This is a genomic window from Vibrio owensii CAIM 1854 = LMG 25443 (genome assembly GCF_000817815.1).
GTDB classification, from domain to species: Bacteria; Pseudomonadota; Gammaproteobacteria; order Enterobacterales; family Vibrionaceae; genus Vibrio; species Vibrio owensii.
This window is the reverse complement of record NZ_JPRD01000055.1, coordinates 1-21,425: the sequence shown is the minus strand read 5'-3', so window position 1 is coordinate 21,425 and position 21,425 is coordinate 1. Positions and strand designations below refer to the sequence as shown.

The following is a 21,425-nucleotide window of genomic DNA, read 5'->3' as shown; positions in this document are numbered from 1 at the left end:
TAAGATAAGTATGAAATAAAAAAGGCCCCCTCTTTGGAGTGCCTCAGTCTTTTGTTAACTGGTCGCTTTCTATGGCACACCGTGACCTTTTGATGCAACCCAAACTCGGTACCATTGCTCACGAGTTAGCTCAATGCTTAGCGCGTTAACTGCACTATGCACACGCTCGATTTTACCAGAACCAATAATTGGCATCGGCTTAGAAGGCAAGCGACGAACCCAAGCGTAAATCACTTCGTCGATGCTGTTTGCACCCACTTCTTCTCGGATAGCTTCTAGCTCGTTACGAACACGAACCGCTTGTTCCGTGTCACCAGTAAAGATGGAACCACCACCTAAACATGACCATGCCATTGGACGAACACGATGCGTTTGAAGTAGGTCTAGCGTACCATCGTGTGCCACTTCAAAGTTCAGTGGGTTGATTTCCACTTGGTTAGTCACAAGAGGTTTGCTTAAACGAGATTGAAGAAGCTCGAATTGACGAGGCGTGAAGTTAGAAACACCAAAGTGCTTAACCTTACCCACTTTATGTAGCTCAGAGAACGCTTCCGCTACCTCGCCTGCATCCATCAACACGTCCGGACGATGGATAAGAAGAACATCAATCTCGTCGACTTTTAGTCGCTCAAGCGAGTTGTTCACGGATTGATAGATGTGCGCAGCGCTGGTGTCGTAGTGGTTGATCTTACGTTCTGGCGTTTTGTCACCACACAAGTTGATGTCGCATTTTGTCACGATCTGAATTTGCTCACGAACGCTTTTGTCCAGTGCGAGTGCTTCACCAAACAGCGCTTCACATTCGTAGTTACCGTAGATGTCAGCGTGATCGACGGTGGTAATGCCTAACTCAATGTGTTGCTTTAGGAACGACAAACGCTCTTGCGCCGTCATGCCCCAATCTACCGCACGCCAATAACCTTGTACCAGTTCAGAAAACTCTGGACCGTTTGGTGCAGTCACTACTTTTGCAACCATGGGTTTATCTCCTTTTCTTAATCTGCTTTCATCCTAGTCTTGTTTTACCGCTCGCTCAACGGGTAAACTTTCGCAATTCGAACTGGAGTACGAAATATGTCTTTTGCCCAACGACTCGCGACATTAATTGGCGAAGAAAGCATCAGTGGTTTTGCGCGACGCGTGGACGTCTCTGAAGCTTTGATTCGCAAATACCTCAAAGGCAGCGAACCAAGCTTAGCCAAAGCGAATCAAATCGCAATGCGAGCCAACTGTTCATTGGAATGGTTAGCCACAGGTTGTGGCTATTTATATCGTCAAGCAGAAGTCGTGGACATGGAGGCCTATAAACTGGCCTTCCAACACGTGATGAATGGAACGATATCAGAAGAGGAAGAAGCCAAGCACCGCAAGTTGGTGGCGGGTTATCAGTACCTACGCGCGCACAAAAAGTCAGATGTTTTTTTGGATGAATCCGCGATGGCGACCTTTCTTTCGTTGCATGATGAAAACAAGACCGCGCAAAACTAAACCTTTGAACGATGTTTGTATCGCGACGCTTTAACTTCCCCTCTAAAAGCGCTCAACCTTAAGCTCAATCATTTCGCCATCACTGTTTAACGTGACATGCACTCTCGGTGTTGGCGATTCAAACTCTTCAGCTAACACCCAATCAATACTTCGTGGCGCTTGCTGAGGGTAGCGGTTGATAAACAGAATCAGAGCTTTGTCGACAGCTTCTGGTGAGTTTTGTTTTAAAGCCGCAGCTATATCGTACTGTTCGCCCTGTATGTTGATTCGCTTCATCACCAAGCCATCTTTTCTCAGATTCAGTATCACATCACTCAAGTTTTGAGGTTGATAGTCCGTGAGAAAGTTTAGACGAATCACTTTTTCTTCTATCGTTGCTTCTCCGTAAAGGTGCTGGTGGTAATAATGAAAATCATCCAAGCATAATGCACCTTCGCTTTCCTGCGTCTCACATCCGTACCAGTCACCACCCTCTTGCAAGGTTTGTCGAACCTCGACGAAAGGCGCTTCAGATAACATGATTTGCCACCATGCATCTCGTGCATTTGCGGTTTGAGAAAACAAACTTAAAGAAAGAAACAGGAAGAATGAGAAACGCAACATAGGGGTACTATCGATTTGACTCGAGAAGATGAATGAAAGAGCTTTATCTTTGCTGTAAGTAGAGCGAGAAGCAAGTGACTATGTTAGATTTCGGGCACAAAAAAAGCGGACCTTCTAGCCCGCATCAATCTTTGTATAAAGCATAAACCGCGTAGTCCATCACGCTGAGAACCATTACGAAACAGCAGAATAGCATACCATTTATATTTATCAACACTTCATACGGTTATTATTGGGCAACCGTGCAGACACCTTTGTAGGCAAAGTAGTGAATAGGCTTGCGGTTTAGACAGGCATTAAAAAGGCGCACTCTTGTGTGCGCCTCTGCCTCGTGACTCAATCGTGAGTATGCGAATCGGGAAGTCTATTGATGCATCCCGAACAAATAACGAGGAATTTCTGTAGGGTTTGAATCCATCCAAATTGTGTGTAAAACCTCACATCCCTCCTTCTGAAGCAGTCATGTTGCTTTACACTTAAAGCATGGTTCATTTTGCTCAGAAAACAAGGTTACTCGATAAAAAAATAGCGTGAGATATGGGATCAATAGCACAATATTTATCAATATTTGCACAATAGACGCTTGAACTGCTCAATAGTGGAAAGCTAAATTGCATCTTTATTGATTAGGTCTAGACTCTCGTGAGCGTATAATTTCTTTCGTCCCTTCCAATTAGTAGTCTAGGAGAATCTGTTAATGACCAAACGCGAGAGAATTGTGAAATCTGTGTTAGCGCACGTACCTAAAGATGCGATTAACCAGTTTGTCTCTCGAGGGTCAACGCCAACATCATTTTCCGTCCTCTTTATGGCCGCGATCGTTGGTACATTAGCAGGCCTTGTCGGCACCTATTTTGAAATAGCCGTTCACTTTGTTTCAGAAACTCGTACCGAGTGGCTAAAAAGCGAAATCGGTAGCGTTCTGCCTTTGTGGCTTGCTGCGATTCTAATCAGTGCAACCTTGGCATTTATCGGTTATTACCTTGTTCACCGTTTTGCTCCTGAAGCATCTGGCTCAGGTATTCCTGAGATCGAAGGGGCAATGGATAACATCCGCCCTGTACGTTGGTGGCGTGTTATTCCAGTGAAGTTCTTTGGCGGTATGGGCGCACTTGGTTCAGGTATGGTTTTAGGTCGCGAAGGTCCTACCGTACAAATGGGCGGTGCCGTTGGTCGTATGGTCACTGACATCTTCCGTATTAAAGACGATGATACACGCCACTCATTATTAGCCTCCGGTGCAGCCGGTGGTTTGGCCGCGGCTTTTAACGCGCCATTAGCTGGCATTATGTTTGTGGTTGAGGAAATGCGCCCTCAATTTCGCTACTCGTTGATTTCTATCCGAGCGGTGATCATTTCAGCGATCATGGCAAACATTGTATTTCGCGCCATCAATGGCCAAGCTGCCGTTATCACCATGCCGCAGTATCAATCGCCAGAGTTACAATCACTGTGGCTATTCCTACTGCTTGGTTCTCTATTCGGTGTATTTGGTGTCATCTTCAACAAACTGGTGACTATTGCACAAGACAGCTTTGTTGCTCTGCATAAAAACGACCGTAAACGCTACCTAATCACTGGCACTGTCTTGGGTGGTGTGTTTGGCTTGCTACTGCTTTATGTTCCTCAACTTACTGGCGGTGGTATTGGTTTGATTCCGGACATTACCAACGGTAACTACTCAATCTCGATCTTAGTGATGCTGTTTGTTGGTCGTGTTATCACAACCTTACTATGTTTTGGTTCAGGTGCTCCAGGCGGTATCTTCGCACCAATGTTGGCACTGGGTACGCTATTTGGCTACGCGTTTGGCGCAAGCGCAGACATGTTGTTACCTTCTCTCACAATTGAACCTGGCGTGTTTGCCATTGCCGGTATGGGTGCGTTATTCGCAGCGACAGTGCGTGCTCCAATCACTGGCATCTTGCTGGTTATCGAGATGACAAATAACTACTACTTAATTCTGCCTCTCATCATTACTAGCTTAGGTGCAGTAATCGTAGCGCAGTTACTTGGCGGGCAACCGATTTACAGCCAGTTGCTACATCGTACGCTTAAAAATGACAAGCTACGTCAGCAAGACCTGCCGGAAAACCAAGCCTAACTTAATGTCGGCTCCAAATTATCTTCCTCATAAGATGTTAGTTTGGAGCCAGTAATTCTGCGTTTTTGCATCTCTCTACAAAATTTCCCTACCAAACTCACAAAATTCCCATTCTCTGATATTTACTTATAATATTTAAGGGTAACGACTCATGAATATTGTTAGTATTCTCGCCTCAAATTAGAGTGATTCATCCAATCTCGGAGTAGTTTTGAACTGGAGAAGACTTGTACAGTTTTACAGTGTCCCGCCTTCGCAAGCGGCTTTGGCACTGGGTATGATAGGGCTTGGACAAGCTTGGGCTTTATACATTCCTGACATTGGCGAACCGATAAGACCATTTCTTGCTGCACTTGGTGCATTGCTCCTCACTCCAGTTCTCCTAAAATACGCCACCAGCCCTCGCCTGTTTATGGCGGATATCAAACACCCGCTAAGTGGTAGCTTAATGGCTCCGATGAGCATGGCCTTGCTCGTACTGTGTGACTACCTTGCGGCAGTAGCACCACTTATTGCTTATCCATTGTGGTTTGTGGCGGTCTTACTTCATTTTACGATGATGGTGTTGTTCTTTGGTTTCCAGATCATGAACTTCAAGATGTCGAACATCGTGCCAAGTTGGTTCTTATATCCGGTTGGCTTGATCAGCTCTTCCCTTGCAGGTTCTCAATTCGGCCATAATGTGTTTTCTGAAACCTTGGCAATGATGTGTATTGGCATTTACTTCTTTATGTTGCCATTAGTGCTATATCGTTTGGTGTTCTTTGGTTCCCTGCCACGCCGTGCACGTCCAACATTGGCGATCATGGCAGCACCAGTAAACTTGTCTTTAGCGGCGTATTTGGTCAACTTTGGCGAGCCAGACCCGATTCTGACAGGCGCATTGGCGGGCATCGCAATCACCATGACGTTGCTGATTTACCTGTGTTACTTCCGCTTAATGCGTTTGAAGTTCCAGCCATCTATTGCGGCCGTGACCTTCCCTTCCGTTATCAGTGCTATTGCGATGCATCGCCTCACCACCTTTTTTGCTGAGTCTCATCCCCACTGGCATTGGTTGCACGATTTTGGATTCTTAGAGTTAAGCATTGCGACGGTACTTGTCGTTTGGGTTTCTGCTGGTTATGTAAAAATGTACTGGCCAGAACTGGTATGAACGCCTTCAAAACAAACATAAAAAACGACCTCATTGCGAGGTCGTTTTCTTTTGTTCTTTGCAGGCTCATGCCCAATAAACATTACTCGACACACGTTAGCCGATGCATTGAGTTAGCCTATAAACTTGGCCATAAAGTTGCTGATATTGGTCATGCTTGATGCCGCCATCACCACGACAATCGCAACGCCCGTAAGCGTTAAATAGGCTGGGTGTTTGTAGTCACCTACGATGTCTTTTCTGCGTGTCGCCACCAGCACCATACCTAAAACGATTGGCAGGATAATGCTGTTAACAAGGCCAGCCAGCATTAGCAGCAAAATCGGCATATCCATCGTCACAGTGCCAAGCGATGTGATAATAATGAAACCGACACACCATGCTTTCTCGTTGCGAGACACAACTGGGAACAGCGTTTTGATAAGGGAAATCGCCATGTACGAGTTACCCACAACCGAGGTAATCGAAGCAACAAACAACACCAAACCAAAGATAAAGTAACCTACCTCTCCCGCACCTTGACGGAACGCGTCTGCGGCTGGGTTTGCAGAATCCAAAGTCGCGCCTGTCGCAATCACACCGAACACGGCCATAAACAACAGGATACGAATCACCACGGCAATCGAAATACCGGCCCATGCTGCGGTTTTGATAGCGGGTACGTTCTCTTTACCTTTCAAGCCGATATCAACCAAACGCTGTGCGCCTGTGTAATAGCCACCGACTGCGCCACCAACGATCGTTAGCGTCGGTAATAGCAGGCTGCCAACATCAGTAGGCATTACTGCTGCGCTCAAGGTCTCCCCCATTGGCGGCAAACTGGTCATCGCAACATACGCAATCAAGATGATCATAAACAAGCCAAGGTAGCGTGCCATTTGGTCCATGCGTTTAGAAGCGTTGTGCACCACAAACAGCAAACAACCTACTACGCCTGTAAAAAGAGCCCCCCAAGTCGTATCCACACCCGTCAAAACGTTAATGCCGAGTGCAGAACCACTTACGTTACCAAAGTTAAAAGCGACAGCGCCAAGAGCCAACAGAATGCCCACCACGTAGCCCATCCCCGGTGCAACTTTGTTGGCAATATCTTGAATGCGCATACCAGACACACCTACGATGCGCCATAAGTTCATCACAATACCAAAGGTGATAAACATGGATGCAAACACAGGGAATGCCATGTCGATTTTGTAGATATTGGTGAAGACCGCTGTTTGGGTTAAAAAGCCAGGTCCAACAGACGTGGTCGCCATTAAGAACGCGACACTAAGAATTGCTTTCTTTTGCCAACTGTTTTCCGATGCTTGAATAGAAGCGGGAGCAGTCGAGTTGATGGTGGTTTGTGTGGTCATGCCAAATCTCAATTTTGTTGCCTTTCTACTATTAGAAAACAGAAAGACAACTGACCGAGATCAGCTGAGCTTGAAGAATCAAATTGGGCAGAACGAATAGAGAAGTGAAGCCTTCGCAACCGTTTGCTGGGCGCGGATATTAAGTCTATCGCATGTGACTGTCAACACAGAAATCGATAAATGATTTTTGTCGTATTCATTCTCAAATCATTATTCATTTCAGACAGATACAAAAAAGGATGGCGTTTGCCATCCTCTTAGAATAGTGCTTTGTTACTTAGCGTAAACCGTGCAGAAACTCGGCACGCGTTGCTGGGTTGCTTTTGAAGATTCCACCCAATGCTGTTGTCGTCGTTTCGCTGGTTGCATCCATCACACCGCGAGATTTCACACAGTAGTGTGTTGCGTCAATTGTCACTGCCACATCATCAGACTCAAGCAACGTTTGAAGTGCAACAAGAATCTGCTGAGTCATACGCTCTTGAACTTGTGGACGCTGGGCAAAGAAGCGAACGATACGGTTGATCTTTGATAGGCCAATGATCTTGCCACGTGGAATGTAAGCCACAGCCGCCTTGCCATCAATGGTCACAAGGTGGTGTTCACAAGTACTGGTCACTGTGATGTCCTTCACGCGAACCATCTCGCTCACGTTCATCTTGTTCTCAATCACCGTGATTTTAGGGAAGTTAGAGTAATCCAGACCAGAGAAGATTTCGTCAACGTACATCTTAGCAATGCGGTGTGGGGTTTCTTCTAGGCTATCGTCGGTAAGGTCAAGTTGAAGCAGACCTAAGATCTCACGCATGTGGTGTTCGATCTTCTCTTTCTTCTCTTCACGACTTACGTTGTTTGGACGCATTGGCGTTTCCAAACCGCGTTGCTCTAGCGCTTCTTTTACCAACTTCGCTGACTCGCTAAGACCTGACATTCCACTTCCTCTTTTGTTACTTCCGCTTTAATACAAACCCAATCAAAATTGCATTCATATTTTTCGCTTTGAGTTGCTCAGTTTCGTGTCTTTACACCAAGTCACATCAAATATAGGTACTGAGCTGATTTTATTGAGCTCCGCGGGCTTTTTACCCCTTTCGGATGGCTGACAAGGATACTCGGATTTTTGAATAATTACACCCATATTTTATAGGTGGACATTCTTACTCGGTCCCCTTTTTATGGTAAAGTTGCCACAAAACAAAAGAACACAGGATTTTCTCAATGGGCTGCTGCGACGCACCTGGCTTGATGCCAATTGAAGAAGCGATGGACAAAATGCTATCGCAAATCAAACCTATCCAAACAACGCTTTCTCTTCCACTTGCAGAAGCTCTCGGTTTTGTACTGGCAGAAGACATCTTGTCTCCTATTCACGTACCGCCATTCGATAACTCAGCAATGGATGGCTACGCTATTCGGATTCAAGAGCTTGAGTCATCTTCTGTATTGCCTCTGGCAGGTAAATCATTTGCAGGACAACCTTTTGAAGGTGAATGGCCTCAAGGTACCTGTGTTCGCATCATGACTGGCGCAAAAATCCCACAGGGTTGTGATGCCGTTATCATGCAAGAAAACACAGAAGTGACGGATGCTGGCATTCAGTTCAATCAAACTGACGTGAAGCCGCAAAACAACATCCGCCCAACAGGTGACGACATCAAGCAAGGCGACATCGTATTGGCAAAAGGTGCGCGTTTAACACCTCGCGATATTCCGATGATTGCGTCTCTTGGTGTGAGCCATGTAACAGTAGTACGTAAGCCAAAAGTTGCTTTCTTTTCTACTGGTGATGAACTTAAACCACTGGGCGAGCCGCTAGACGAAGGTCAGATTTACGATAGCAACCGTTACGGTATTAAACCGCTTATCGAGAACTTCGGTTGTGAAGCCGTTGATCTTGGCATCATTCCAGATTGCCCAGAGACTCTAAAAGCGACCTTTGAACAAGCGCAAACATTGGCAGATGTGGTAGTGACCTCAGGCGGTGTCAGTGTGGGCGAAGCGGATTACACCAAAGACATTCTTGAAGAGCTTGGTGAAATTGGTTTCTGGAAGCTAGCAATCAAGCCGGGTAAACCTTTCGCATTTGGTAAGCTAAGTACAGCTTGGTTCTGTGGTCTGCCGGGTAACCCTGTTTCTGCAGTTCTTACTATGTACGTGCTTGTTCAACCAATGCTGGCAAAACTTGCAGGCCACACCGAATGGAAAGCACCCGAGTCTATTCCTGCAACAACCAAAACCGCCTTTAAGAAAGCACCGGGGCGTACCGATTACCAACGTGGTATCTACACATTGGAAGATGGCAAGTTTGTGGTTGAAACAACCGGTAACCAAAGCTCTGGTGCATTCCGCTCAATGAGCCTAGCGAACTGTTTTGTTGTATTGGAACGTGAACGCGGCCGAGTTGAAGTGGGCGAAACGGTTCAGATTCAACTATTCAACTCAACCCTTTACTAGGAAGACGTTGTGGATATTCTTTCCGATCAGGAAATGCTGCGTTACAACCGCCAAATCATTCTTCGTCAGTTTGACTTTGAAGGACAAGAAGCACTCAAACAAGCATCGGTATTGATGCTTGGTGCTGGCGGTTTAGGCTGCGCATCAAGCCAATATTTGGCGACGGCTGGTGTCGGTAAAATCACGCTGATTGATGATGATATCGTCGAGCTGTCTAACCTTCAGCGCCAAGTGCTGCACCACGATGCGGATATTGGTCGTAAGAAGGTAGAATCAGCGGCCGATGCACTACGCGAACTTAACCCGCACATCATCGTAGATACCATCGCAAAACGTCTTGATGATACAGCGTTAGAGAGCCTGATTAAGCAGCACACTATTGTTGTCGATGCATCAGATAACGTCGATACGCGCAATCAACTTAACCGCCTATGTTTTGCGACCAAAACACCGCTAATTTCAGGCGCGGCCATTCGCATGGAAGGCCAAGTGAGTGTGTTTACTTACGACGACCCAACTCAACCATGTTACCAGTGCTTAAGTGCCCTCTTCGGCAGCGGTGCGTTAAGTTGTGTCGAAGCCGGAGTCATGGCTCCTGTTGTGGGTATTGTTGGCGCAGTACAAGCGATGGAGGCGATCAAAGTGATTGCTGATTACGGCCAACCAAAGAAAGGCAAAATTTTGATTCTCGATGCGCTCAGCATGTCTTGGCGAGAAATGAATCTGATGAAAATGCCTACCTGTCCGGTTTGTAGTTAGTTCTAAACCTCTAATCATTCCTAAAAAGCCCAACTCGATGTTGGGCTTTTTTCTCATTTTGACAATCAGATTTAAAACCCTTTTTCTTACAAATTTTAATTTCATAAAATTCAATAATTTAAAATTTGGCACATTCCTTTCATTGCATATATTACGAACCAATGAGAGGGCGAATTATGAAAAGGACATCACTACTACTTGGGTCTCTAATAGCGAGCGCTTATGCACAAGCGGCGCCATTTGACACATGCCCAAGTAAAGCATACCTATTCCAATCAACCCCGGTTCAAATCTATGGCGTCAATTTGGTTACTGGTTCTACGACTCTTTTAGAGGACGACACAGGTTTGGCTTCGGGCATTAACGGGGTAGGTTTTAACTTCACTGACCGTTATATTTACGGCTACGACACCACAAACAAAAAGATTGTTCGTCTTGGTCAAGACTTCCAAGCAGAGACGCTTGATGTTTCGGGTCTTCCAACCGACCACACGTTTTACGTAGGTGACGTTTACAACCACGTCTACTACTTGTACCGCAAAGGCAAAGGACTTTTCTCCATTGACCTTTCTCCGCTCGATTCTGATCCAAATGCGACATTGAGCATCGTGAAAATTAGTTCAACAGCGACCGTGAACCTAACAGACTTTGCATTCCATCCAGGCGACGGCTCCCTTTACGGCATCGACAATAACTCTGGAGTGCTGTATCAGTTCAACCCATCGAATGGTAATACGACTGCGATAGGTGACACTGGCGAGCTAGGCACATTTGGTGCTGGCTACTTCGATGTAAACGGCAACTACTACGTGTCACGTAACCAAGATGGCAAAATCTATCGTGTTGACCTTTCGGAAGGTAACGCAGCCAATATCGCAGCAGGTATCGTTCCTGCAGTTGAGTTTGTATCCAACGGTCCAAGCTCAAGCCAAAATGATGGTGCACGTTGTGCAAATGCTCCAGTGATTGACGAAGACGAGCCAATTGATTTTGGTGATGCTCCAGACAGCTACCACACCACGCTTGCGTCAAACGGTCCTCGCCACGAGGTGGACGGTGTAACTTGGCTTGGTTCCGTCGCTCCAGATGGTGATGCCGACGGTCAAGCAAACGACAACTCTGTAGGCACCGCTGATGAAGATGGTGTTGGTTTTGTATCCGCACTTGACCCGGGCTTAAGTTCAATTGTGAATGTGACGGCTTCTACTTCTGGCTACCTATCAGCATGGTTTGACTGGAACCGCGATGGTGACTTTGATGATGAAGGCGAACAAGTCTTTACTGACCAATTACTGTCTGCGGGTAATAATCCCCTACCGTTTGTAGTTTCAACCGCTGCAACGGAAGGTTCAAGCTGGAGCCGATTCCGCTTTAGCCAACAAACCGGATTAAACTACGATGGTGGCTCAACGTCTGGTGAAGTTGAAGATTACCCAATTACCATCACTGGTAATGGTTACTCCGTGGAATATTTCCCGAGTGCAGAAGATTACGCCACCGTGGCTTATGAAGATAACTGGCCATACACCGCAGACTACGACATGAATGATGTGGTCGTGAAATTCCGCATAACTGAAACCAGTCTTGCGGGTCATGTTGAGAATATTCAAATTACTGGTGACCTAGCGGCTTACGGCGCAAGTTACAAAAATGGCTTCGCAATCCGACTACCGGGTGTTTTAAGAAGCTCAATTGAAAACGGATTAACAACGCTATCCTTCAATGGTGTAGAACAAGCATCTAATGGCTTGGAAAGTATTTCTGATGAAGCCATTTTCATCATCAGTGAAGACTTAAGCACACACGCGGCGAGCAGCTGTAGCTACTTCCGTACCGAGTCTGGCTGTGATGATAATGTCTCACTCACCTTTACCTTGAATGTGTACTTCACTGAAGGATCTGACCGTTCAGCCATTCAAGCCATGCCATACGACCCGTTCATCTTCGCAACGCCGGGGACTTACCATGGCGACGGTATTACCTTCCAGCCAGGTCGTAAATGGGAAGTTCACTTAGCAGACCAAGCACCAACAGAACAGTTTGATGACCAAAACCTCTTCGGTGTCGGCGTCGATGCAAGTGACCCTGCACAAGGTGTGTACTTCAAAACAGCAAACAACTTACCTTGGGCACTGTTGATAGTAGAGGATTGGGATTGGCCGCTAGAGCGTGTAGACATGGTCGATGCATACCCTCAATTCCAAACTTGGGCTGAGTCTGGTGGCGAACTAAGCACAGATTGGCACACCGCTCCAACACCTAACAAATGCTACATTCCATAGGGAGATAACATTATGAAAGCACTTATCACAATCATCATGGGATTAGCACTAACAGCTTGTGGCGGAGGCGGTGGCGGCGGAGGAGGTGGTGGTAACAGCACACCTCCACCAACCCAAACCACCGTGCCAGAGGAAGATACTACCCAGCAGGAAGAAACGACCGAAGAAGAGACAACAGTAACAGTAGAAGATGCAACCATGCAGGATCTAGTAGTACCAGATGACTTTAGCTACAACCCAGTGACGGAAGGTACGCTCAATGTAGACATCAGTGGTTTCTCTTCACAACGAGCACACCTAAGCGTGTACAAAGAGTTTGTAGAGAACAGTTCAGGTAACTACGACGCAAGATACCCAAGTAAAGTCGCATCGGTTCCACTCAACAACGGTACAACAAACGTCGACTTTAATGTCTCTGATAGCCAAGGTAACCTGCTTGTTGAGATTTGGTTCTATGACGGTAGTGACCCAATTCAGAAAGTGATTACTTCTGGGGACAACACTTGGACCATGTAACTGGGTAAATTGAAGGCATAGCGAAAGCAGCCTTTCAGAACAAATCTTCAATCTTTAACTTAAAAATCGCATCGTTCTTTTGAACATGCGATTTTTTTGTTGTAAAACAGTAGGATTAATCATCGAGCGGGAAAACACGTTGGACAACCCGAAAACCTTCATTTTGGTCTTTGTTGCTGCCATCGTCGCATTATGTTTGGCTCTGTGGCTAACATCTTCTGATGAAACACAAACCATCACCGCAAAAGTGATTTCAAATACCCTGACACAATCCCTCGATGGGCAAAGACGCTATCTCACCGTCGAGTCAGAGGTACTCGGAACAAAGCGTGTTGCGGTTCCAACCTCTGTCCATTGTCCTGAAGGTGCCTTAGTGACATTCAACCAAGCTACGGATTCACTCTTCGAGCAACCGCTCACGTTTTTAAACTGCGAATGAGCCTACTCTTCGAATTCATGTCAAACGTCATACTACTTTGAGGAAATGAAAAACAATGCAAGCACTGATCAGTACTGATGAACTCAATAGCCTTCTCGGCCAACCTAACGTCAAGCTCCTCGACGCTAGTATTGCGTTTCAAATCCCTTCTGAAGGTAAAAAGATCCAAGATAAGTGGATTCCAAACACTTTACGCTTTGATTACGACAATGACTTTTGTTTACCCGGTTCCTCCCTGCCGCATATGATGCCAACAGAAGAAGGCTTCAACCAAAGTGCGCAACAACTCGGTTTGAACAACGAGGACTTGATTGTGGTTTATGACAACTCTGGTACTTTAGCCGCACCAAGAGCTTGGTGGATGTTCAAGGCCATGGGACATAATAATGTTCGAGTCTTAAACGGTGGGCTTCCAGCGTGGATTGAAGCTGGATTCCCTGCCGAAGGTGCCCTATCGGAACCAAGCGAAAAAGGTAACTTTGCGGGCGAGCTCAACCAAAATGCCTTTTTGAGTGCACAAGATGTTCTTGCTCATTCAACCAATAAAAGTGCCAATATCATCGATGCCAGAGCCAAAGATCGCTTCCTTGGTGAAGTGCCTGAGCCACGAGAAGGTCTACGTAGTGGGCACATTCCAAATTCGGTTTGCTTACCGTTTCAAGAACTCTTAACCAACGGTCACATTAAACCGAATTCAGAGTTGCAACAGATATTTAGCGCACTAACAATAGATAGTGATAATTCAATCATTTTTAGTTGCGGCTCCGGTGTGACCGCATGCATTTTATTACTCGCGGCGTATCAAATCGGTCTGGACAATCTGTCGGTGTACGACGGTTCTTGGACCGAATGGGGCGCTGACCACTCTCTACCTATCGAGCGTTAAGATCAGGAGCAGTAAAACGATATGATCGGCTTAAAGAAGAACATTTGGACGCTCTATATGACACTGTTTGCCATCAGTGTCGGATTGTTCTCTCTGTTTGGTCACTATCATTACGAATCCACTCTCGATAAATATAAGGACAAACAGCTCCTTCAATTGGAGTTGTTTGCTTCTTCTGTCGATTCTCTATTCAAAGGGCAAGAAACGCTGTTAGAAGTCGTTGGGCATCAACTAATTGACCAAAACGATTTCACTCGCACCGCGTCATTACAAATGCGCCCTTTGCTTGATGACTTGATGGATATCCATCCCGCCATCGCCGCTTTTGGCCTGACGAACCCTAAAGGGGATTATCTCGCCATTAGTTCTAATCTGGATTTACAGAAACTCCACAACCTAAAGCAAGATCCTCAGACTAAACAGACTTTCGAAGCTGCACTGCAATCTGACCATATGGTCGCCGGTAGAACCTATTTCATGCCTGCACTCGATTCGTTAGTGATTCCAATTCGAAAAGCGATTCGAGATAAAACTGGTAAGGTGCTGGCGGTGATGACAGCTGGCTTCAACATGAACTCGTCTTTGGTGTTTAGAAATGATGTGCACGCCAACAAACACAATCGCGTCTCTTTGGTCCGAGAGGACGGCTACCTAACCTTTACCTCGGCGGAACAGGCGAGCCTATTCAGTTATACCCTTCCTGCTGATGGGCACAAAAAGTCCATTGTTTTTGAACAGGTTGAGAAAAAGTACGGTTGGAGTCGAGAAACCGTCAAAGCGTTATCTGGTGCGGTCAACATTGTTGCTGATGATCCAAGAATTAATCAACTCGTCACATTGAAGTACCTGCCAGATTATAAGTTATGGGCCTCGTCTTCTACTGATCTACGCTACATACAAAGTGGATTTTTCGACCAATTTGCGCTGTATTCCATTGTCTTTCTTTTTATCCAAGCGGGTTTTTACGCACTCGTTCGCTCTATTGCCAACAACGAACTGGCGACACGCCAAAAGCTCCTTTACCAAGCGCATCATGATCACCTAACGCTGCTGCCAAATCGCGAATATCTCAGGACACATATCAAAGGTTGGTTAAGCGGGTCTTCAACGCCATTTACTCTGATGTTCATCGACATCGACAACTTTAAATCGGTCAACGACACTCATGGGCACGAGTTCGGCGACGAAGTGTTGAAGCAAATCGCACTGCGCTTGAAAAGCTTCCACAGTGATGGTCGATTGATTGTTAGAGAAGCTAGTGATGAGTTCATACTGCTCGTCAGCCGTACCGATGAAAATGCTGTGCGAACGCTGGCAAGTGATCTGATTCATTACTTGTCTGAGCCTTACCTTGTGAATGAAAACCAGTTTCTATTGAGTTGCAGCATCGGTGTTGCCCTCTACCCTTCACACGGTAAAAATTTAGACGCATTGCTTCGCTCCGCAGATATCGCGATGTATCAGGCGAAAAAAGAGCGTAATGCATACAGTGTGTTCGACCAACAAATGCAAGCCAAACACCTGCATAAAATGAAGGTTGAACAACGTTTGAGGTTAGCGATAGAACGACAAAATCTATTCCTAGTTTATCAACCACAGTTAAACGTGAACGGTGAAATCTATGGTGTTGAAGCGCTGATTCGTTGGCAAGATGAAGAGCTAGGCTTTGTTCCACCAAATGAATTTATCCCCGTAGCGGAAAGTTCAGGCTTGATGGTGAGGCTAGGTGAATTGATCATCGAGAAAAGTTTGATTGATATGGCTCGCCTAACCAAACTAGCCGCTCAACCAATTCAAATGTCGATAAACATCTCGGTCAAACAGTTCATTCAGGTCAACTTTATCGACGACTTAGTGGCATTGATTGATAAACATGGGGTCGACCAACATCGCATCACACTCGAAATCACCGAGAACCTATTTATTGAGGACCTCAACAAGTTTGCCCCGATTTGCGAACGCCTACACACTCTAGGCTTCAAGATTTCTTTGGATGATTTTGGGACGGGCTACTCTTCCCTTTCGATGCTCAAAGCGTTACCGATTGATGAAGTTAAAATCGATAAGAGCTTTGTCGACAATATCGAGAACGACGAAAAAGCACTGAACATGGTGCAAAACATCATTGCTATCGGTAAAAACTTTGGGATGAAAGTGCTTGCTGAAGGGGTTGAAACACGTCAGCAACGCGATCAACTTGCCGCGTGTGGCTGTGATTTGATTCAAGGTTATTTCTATTCCAAACCACTGCCTTTTGAACAGTTGGTTAGCTTTGCTGAAGAGAACCACAACGAAAAAGCCGTCGAACAATAGCGACGGCTTGATTTACGTGATTATTGCGTAAGGGACAGAGACTAGTTCTGCATTTCCTTATACATCACTTCGACTAACTCCCCTTTCGGATCTCCTGATAGCTCCCACGTAAAGATCCCACCAAGGTTTGATTGTTTCGCCCAATCTGCTTTGGCTTTTATAGAACGCTGATCTTCGAATGAGATGAACACCTTCTTATCTGGGTTCCACAGATAAGGCGCTTGAGCTTGCTCATCATATTTGTACTCATATCCCTGTTTCGTGCTGTAGTTCTTCATCAGATCCCAGAACATGAAGTAGCCATTCTCACCAGTACCGAACTGTGCGCCTTGCTCAGAAACTAGGTCTTGAGTTGGTAAGCCTCCAGAAAAATCTTTGGTACCTTGCCAGCCACGACCGTAGAACGCCGCACCAATCACTAGCTTTTCACTCGGAATGCCCAGCTCAATCATTTGATTAATGAACACGTCTGCGCCCATTCCCCACCAACTACGGTCAGTCGCATGTAGGTTAGTCGTATGCCCAGTCTGTTGCCCCCAACCACCAAGGAAGTCGTAAGTCATCGCAAACATGTTGGTTAGGTAAGGCTGCGCCGCTTTCCAATCGATGCCCGCCGCTTTTGGACCAACACCCACCGCGGTTGAAAGCTCGTACTCACGCTTGGTCTTTTTCGCTAGTGTATCTAAATCACCACGCATGGTTTTAACTAGATATGTGAAGGCGTCACGTTCAAGCGCTTTCTGCTCATCCGTCAGCTTAGTATCTGGGTTCCAAGGAGACGTCGTTAAACCGCCGCCACCTGGATATTCCCAATCTAAGTCAATACCATCGAAGAAATCGTATTGAGCAATCAACTCAACAGCCGTTTTGGAAAACTGATCCATCGCTTGCTGGTTTTTAGCCATTGCATGGAAAGGTTCAGACATGGTCCAACCGCCAAAAGAAGGGAGAATTTTCAGATCAGGGTGTTGCTTCTTAAGTTCGGCTAATTGAGCGAAGTGCCCTTTATATGGAACGTCGACAGAGACCGGACCAAAGTCTTTTTCAAGTGCCGCCTCGGTATCAACCAGAATCGCGGTATACGGCTCTTTGCCTTCACATTGCTTAGCGACTAACTTTTGCACTGTCTCAGATGCGCCAGTATGAGGGCCACACATGCTCAAAAACGCGTAGATGATATGGGTCAGGTTATCAGCTGGGATGTCTTTTACTGTGTATGGGTTATCTGCGTTAGCGTATTGCCAGTCAGCAAAATAGCCTGCTACGACTTTTTGCTCGGCGTGCGCCATGCCTGTTAACCCCGTAAATAAAGCAGCTGCGAGAAGTGTCTTTTTCATAATTTCCTCCAGAGTAATCAACTACAAATTACTCCTGAGGATTATTTTTAACTTGAAAACGAAATCAGGCTGCGAGTCATTTATAAATCCTCGCAGCCTGATTACATAGTTTGCATATTATTTGTGCTAAACCTCTGATGTACTGTTGCCGTGCATCTGCTCATCCAAGTTAAGAACCGTCAGTGCATTACTGACGCTGGTTGCAATAACATCTATCGCGCCAGTTCTTAAAGCACCTAATAGTGCGAGAGGCTTACTGTTTTCCGCCGCAATCGCAATCACTTCTGCAATCGGTCTAAACTCTTCGATACCTAGGCCGATTACTCGATCACTCATTACTGTGTTTGCGACGTTGCCGTGGATATCAAAGAAGTCGTAGCCAGCAAAATCCCCGACGACACCTTGCATCAAACGAGATTGCACCACTTCATCTGGAGTGAACCATCCAAGGTCAACCATGTAGCTGTTTTCACTCATATCACCGATACCGACAAGGGCAACATCTGCCTTACGTGCAAGATCGAGCGTTTGTTTGACCGTAGCATTTTGCATGAAGGCAATTTTCTGCTCTCGGTTTTCAGCGTAAGCCGGTGCATAAAGGGTTTCGGAGGTTCCACCATATTTCTTAGCAAACTGTCGGCAAATGTGGTCGGCGTTAAACATACCGCCACGAGGGTGGATCCCGCCGATACCACACACAAACTTACAATCACGCGGCGTAATAACACCAATGTGATGAGCCACGGAAGACACATTACGCCCTTGCCCTACCGTCACTACCATGCCGTTCTTGAGCGTGCTAGTGAGATAGTTAGAGACCAAACCTGACACTTGAAGGCGCTGCGCTTCTTCATTGGGCTGATCCAATGCCACCAGCGCGCGTTTCACACCAAAGCGGTCAATCAAGCGTTGCTCGATCTTGGCGCTGAACACTGGGTGGTACTTTACGGTGATTTCAACAATCCCTTCATCACGTGCCTGTTTGAGCATTCGCCCTACTTTGGCACGAGAAATGGAAAATTTTCTGGATATCTCTTCCTGTGTCGCCCCATCTTGATAATAAGCAACGGAAATCTCCGTTAGTAAGTCTGTGCTTTCAATAGAAATATCTTGGTTAGAACTGCTCATGGTTTTTCTCGCCCTTTTAGAGGATCGACATTGTATGCATTAGTGAGCATCCGCTCATTGACTTAGCATATGTTACCCTCCAATTTTACTGCGACATTTGCTCACTGCAATGACATTTTCTCACTGCGTGATTTTATTAATATCAGCACTGCTCAAGCCTTGAACAATAAGGGCAAACGTTTATTTCGGCCATGCTCTGAACACACAGCAAAAAAACGTTGATGAACTTCACTTAAAGTCGGTTTCGGCGATTGACTTTCAGCATGGATAGGATAAATATGGATTCATCATTTACTCAGCTACCGATCAAATGTTCATTGCAAATGTTCGGTACCGAAATTTTCCGTAGTTGGCTGAGCAGATGTCTCGTTAAATATGATGAGACGATTAGCCGACACGCTTGCAAATGCACAAGCTGTGGTATTGAAAACCACACTTAAGCCCATTTATATAGGATGATCGATTATGAGCAACAAGTTAGAGCAACTTCGTAAACTAACAACTGTAGTAGCGGACACTGGTGAAATTGACGCAATCAAAAAGTACCAACCTGAAGATGCAACAACGAACCCATCTCTTATCCTAAAAGCGGCTCAAATCGAAGAGTACGCACCTCTAATCGACGCTTCTATCGAATACGCAAAAGCACAAAGCAACGACAAAGCACAACAAGTACAAGACACTTGTGACATGCTCGCAGTAAACATCGGTAAAGAGATCCTAAAAACTATCCCTGGCCGTATCTCTACAGAAGTAGATGCTCGTCTTTCTTACGACACAGAAGGCAGCGTTGCTAAAGCTCGCCAACTTGTAAAAATGTACAACGATGCAGGCATCACTAACGACCGCATCCTAATCAAACTGGCTTCTACTTGGGAAGGTATCCGCGCTGCAGAGATCCTAGAGAAAGAAGGCATTAACTGTAACCTAACGCTTCTATTCTCTTTCGCGCAAGCTCGTGCATGTGCTGAAGCAGGCGTATTCCTAATCTCGCCATTCGTTGGCCGCATCATGGACTGGTACAAAGCGAAAGAAGGTCGTGACTTTGAAGCTTCAGAAGATCCAGGTGTAATCTCAGTAACAGACATCTACAACTACTACAAAGACTACGGTTACAACACAGTTGTTATGGGCGCAAGCTTCCGTAACATCGGCGAGATCCTAGAACTTGCTGGCTGTGACCGCCTAACTATCGCTCCTGCTCTTCTTGCTGAGCTAGAAGCTGCTGAAGGCGAAGTTGTAGAGAAACTGGTTGATTCTAAAGGTTCTAAAGAGCGTCCAGCTCCAATGTCTCACGCTGAGTTCCTATGGGAGCACAACCTAGACGCAATGGCTGTTGAGAAAGTAGCTGAGGGTATCCGTAACTTCGCGGTTGACCAAGGCAAACTAGAAGACATGATCGCAGCTAAGCTTTAATTGCTTACCAAAAGCGAGTAGCCAGCCTACTCGCTTTTAGCATCAGCGCTTTATTCAAAAAATTCTATTTGAACTTGTTCCGACAAGTTCCCTCTATTTAAATCAAATATCGAGAAGTAACTACTATGGATCGTAAATACCTTGCAAATGCAATCCGTGCACTAAGCATGGATGGTGTTCAACAAGCTAACTCTGGTCACCCAGGTGCACCTATGGGTATGGCTGACATCGCTGAAGTACTTTGGCGTTCTCACCTAAACCACAACCCATCAAACCCAGAGTGGGCTGACCGCGACCGTTTCGTACTGTCTAACGGCCACGGCTCTATGCTTATCTACTCTCTACTGCACCTTGCAGGCTACGAGCTATCTATCGACGATCTTAAGAACTTCCGTCAGCTTCACTCTAAGACTCCTGGTCACCCAGAGTACGGCTACGCACCTGGTATCGAGACAACAACGGGTCCTCTAGGTCAAGGCATCACTAACGCTGTTGGTATGGCGATGGCTGAGAAAGCACTAGCGGCTCAGTTCAACAAAGAAGGCCACGACATCGTTGACCACTTCACTTACGTGTTCATGGGCGACGGCTGTCTAATGGAAGGTATCTCGCACGAGGCTTGTTCTCTTGCAGGTACACTAGGCCTTGGCAAACTGATCGCATTCTGGGATGACAACGGCATCTCTATCGACGGTCACGTTGAAGGTTGGTTCTCTGACGATACACCTAAGCGTTTTGAATCTTACGGCTGGCACGTAATCCCTGCTGTAGATGGTCACGACTCTGAAGCGATCAACGCAGCAATCGAAGCGGCAAAAGCAGATCCACGCCCTACGCTTATCTGTACTAAAACTATCATCGGTTTTGGTTCACCAAACAAATCTGGTTCACACGACTGTCACGGTGCGCCACTAGGTGCTGAAGAAATTGCAGCAACACGTAAAGAACTAGGTTGGGAGCACGGTCCTTTTGAAATTCCGCAGGAAGTCTACGCAGAGTGGTCAGCGAAAGAAGCAGGCGCAGCTAAGGAAGCAGCGTGGGACGAGAAATTTGCAGCTTATGAAGCAGCGTACCCTGAGCTGGCAGCTGAATTCAAACGCCGCGTAAACGGTGACCTACCGGCTGAGTGGGAAGAGAAAGCAAACCAAATTATTGCTGACCTTCAAGCAAACCCAGCAAACATCGCATC

The 21,425-nt window shown here is 46.1% G+C and carries 18 protein-coding genes; 12 read left to right on the top strand and 6 right to left on the bottom strand.

Translation table 11 applies throughout. The annotated features are described in order from the left end of the window. Positions 1–69: 69 nt before the first annotated feature. On the bottom strand, positions 70–978 hold the full coding sequence (locus tag H735_RS24825; protein ID WP_020196626.1) for an aldo/keto reductase: 909 nt from the start codon (positions 976–978) through the stop codon (positions 70–72). 96 nt (positions 979–1,074) lie between these two features. Between H735_RS24825 and H735_RS24820 the strand changes: the two genes are divergently transcribed. Next, entirely contained in the window at positions 1,075–1,488 is a 414-nt protein-coding gene (locus H735_RS24820; RefSeq protein WP_020196627.1) for a helix-turn-helix domain-containing protein, read from the top strand. 42 nt (positions 1,489–1,530) lie between these two features. Here the strand turns inward: H735_RS24820 and H735_RS24815 are convergent, their stop codons facing one another. Continuing rightward, the gene (locus H735_RS24815) at positions 1,531–2,091 is read right to left on the bottom strand and encodes a hypothetical protein (RefSeq protein ID WP_020196628.1); all 561 of its coding nucleotides are present in this window, start codon (positions 2,089–2,091) and stop codon (positions 1,531–1,533) included. Positions 2,092–2,788: 697 nt separating this feature from the next. On the opposite strand from H735_RS24815, the gene clcA reads away from it, so the two are divergent. Together clcA and H735_RS24805 are read left to right on the top strand one after the other, a co-directional pair. Then, complete coding sequence (gene clcA / locus H735_RS24810; protein WP_005435622.1) at positions 2,789–4,195, top strand: H(+)/Cl(-) exchange transporter ClcA; 1,407 nt, start codon at positions 2,789–2,791, stop codon at positions 4,193–4,195. A gap of 211 nt (positions 4,196–4,406) precedes the next feature. Then, positions 4,407–5,351 (top strand): TDT family transporter, encoded by a 945-nt coding sequence (locus H735_RS24805; protein WP_027726731.1) that lies wholly within the window; start codon positions 4,407–4,409, stop codon positions 5,349–5,351. Positions 5,352–5,464: 113 nt separating this feature from the next. Here the strand turns inward: H735_RS24805 and H735_RS24800 are convergent, their stop codons facing one another. Both H735_RS24800 and folE read right to left on the bottom strand, forming a co-directional pair. Beyond that, positions 5,465–6,706, bottom strand: a complete 1,242-nt coding sequence (locus H735_RS24800; RefSeq protein ID WP_020196630.1) for an NRAMP family divalent metal transporter — start codon at positions 6,704–6,706, stop codon at positions 5,465–5,467. Positions 6,707–6,983: 277 nt separating this feature from the next. Beyond that, positions 6,984–7,637, bottom strand: a complete 654-nt coding sequence (gene folE / locus H735_RS24795) for a GTP cyclohydrolase I FolE (protein WP_005373478.1) — start codon at positions 7,635–7,637, stop codon at positions 6,984–6,986. Between the two features lie 287 nt (positions 7,638–7,924). Between folE and moeA the strand changes: the two genes are divergently transcribed. The 7 genes from moeA to H735_RS24760 all read left to right on the top strand — a co-directional run bounded on the left by moeA (position 7,925) and on the right by H735_RS24760 (position 16,355). Beyond that, a complete protein-coding gene (gene moeA, locus H735_RS24790; RefSeq protein WP_020196631.1) occupies positions 7,925–9,160 on the top strand; it encodes a molybdopterin molybdotransferase MoeA in 1,236 nt (411 codons plus the stop codon). A gap of 9 nt (positions 9,161–9,169) precedes the next feature. After that, positions 9,170–9,919 carry a molybdopterin-synthase adenylyltransferase MoeB gene (gene moeB, locus H735_RS24785; protein WP_027726732.1) on the top strand — a complete coding sequence of 250 codons (750 nt, stop codon included), beginning with the start codon at positions 9,170–9,172 and terminating at the stop codon, positions 9,917–9,919. Between the two features lie 176 nt (positions 9,920–10,095). Continuing rightward, positions 10,096–12,201 carry an LruC domain-containing protein gene (locus tag H735_RS24780; RefSeq protein WP_020196633.1) on the top strand — a complete coding sequence of 702 codons (2,106 nt, stop codon included), beginning with the start codon at positions 10,096–10,098 and terminating at the stop codon, positions 12,199–12,201. A 12-nt stretch (positions 12,202–12,213) separates the two neighbouring features. Then, complete coding sequence (locus tag H735_RS24775) at positions 12,214–12,717, top strand: hypothetical protein (protein WP_020196634.1); 504 nt, start codon at positions 12,214–12,216, stop codon at positions 12,715–12,717. Positions 12,718–12,856: 139 nt separating this feature from the next. Next, on the top strand, positions 12,857–13,156 hold the full coding sequence (locus H735_RS24770; protein WP_020196635.1) for a hypothetical protein: 300 nt from the start codon (positions 12,857–12,859) through the stop codon (positions 13,154–13,156). Between the two features lie 55 nt (positions 13,157–13,211). After that, complete coding sequence (locus H735_RS24765) at positions 13,212–14,042, top strand: sulfurtransferase (RefSeq protein ID WP_020196636.1); 831 nt, start codon at positions 13,212–13,214, stop codon at positions 14,040–14,042. A gap of 21 nt (positions 14,043–14,063) precedes the next feature. After that, on the top strand, positions 14,064–16,355 hold the full coding sequence (locus H735_RS24760; protein WP_020196637.1) for a bifunctional diguanylate cyclase/phosphodiesterase: 2,292 nt from the start codon (positions 14,064–14,066) through the stop codon (positions 16,353–16,355). Positions 16,356–16,396: 41 nt separating this feature from the next. Here the strand turns inward: H735_RS24760 and H735_RS24755 are convergent, their stop codons facing one another. Beyond that, on the bottom strand, positions 16,397–17,692 hold the full coding sequence (locus tag H735_RS24755) for a glycoside hydrolase family 18 protein (RefSeq protein WP_020196638.1): 1,296 nt from the start codon (positions 17,690–17,692) through the stop codon (positions 16,397–16,399). Between the two features lie 126 nt (positions 17,693–17,818). Beyond that, on the bottom strand, positions 17,819–18,820 hold the full coding sequence (locus tag H735_RS24750; protein ID WP_005435602.1) for a sugar-binding transcriptional regulator: 1,002 nt from the start codon (positions 18,818–18,820) through the stop codon (positions 17,819–17,821). A 465-nt stretch (positions 18,821–19,285) separates the two neighbouring features. Between H735_RS24750 and tal the strand changes: the two genes are divergently transcribed. Further along, on the top strand, positions 19,286–20,236 hold the full coding sequence (tal, locus tag H735_RS24745; RefSeq protein ID WP_005425862.1) for a transaldolase: 951 nt from the start codon (positions 19,286–19,288) through the stop codon (positions 20,234–20,236). Positions 20,237–20,361: 125 nt separating this feature from the next. Continuing rightward, the coding region (locus H735_RS24740; RefSeq protein WP_042980556.1) for a thiamine pyrophosphate-dependent enzyme at positions 20,362–21,425 on the top strand (1,064 nt) is incomplete at its 3' end.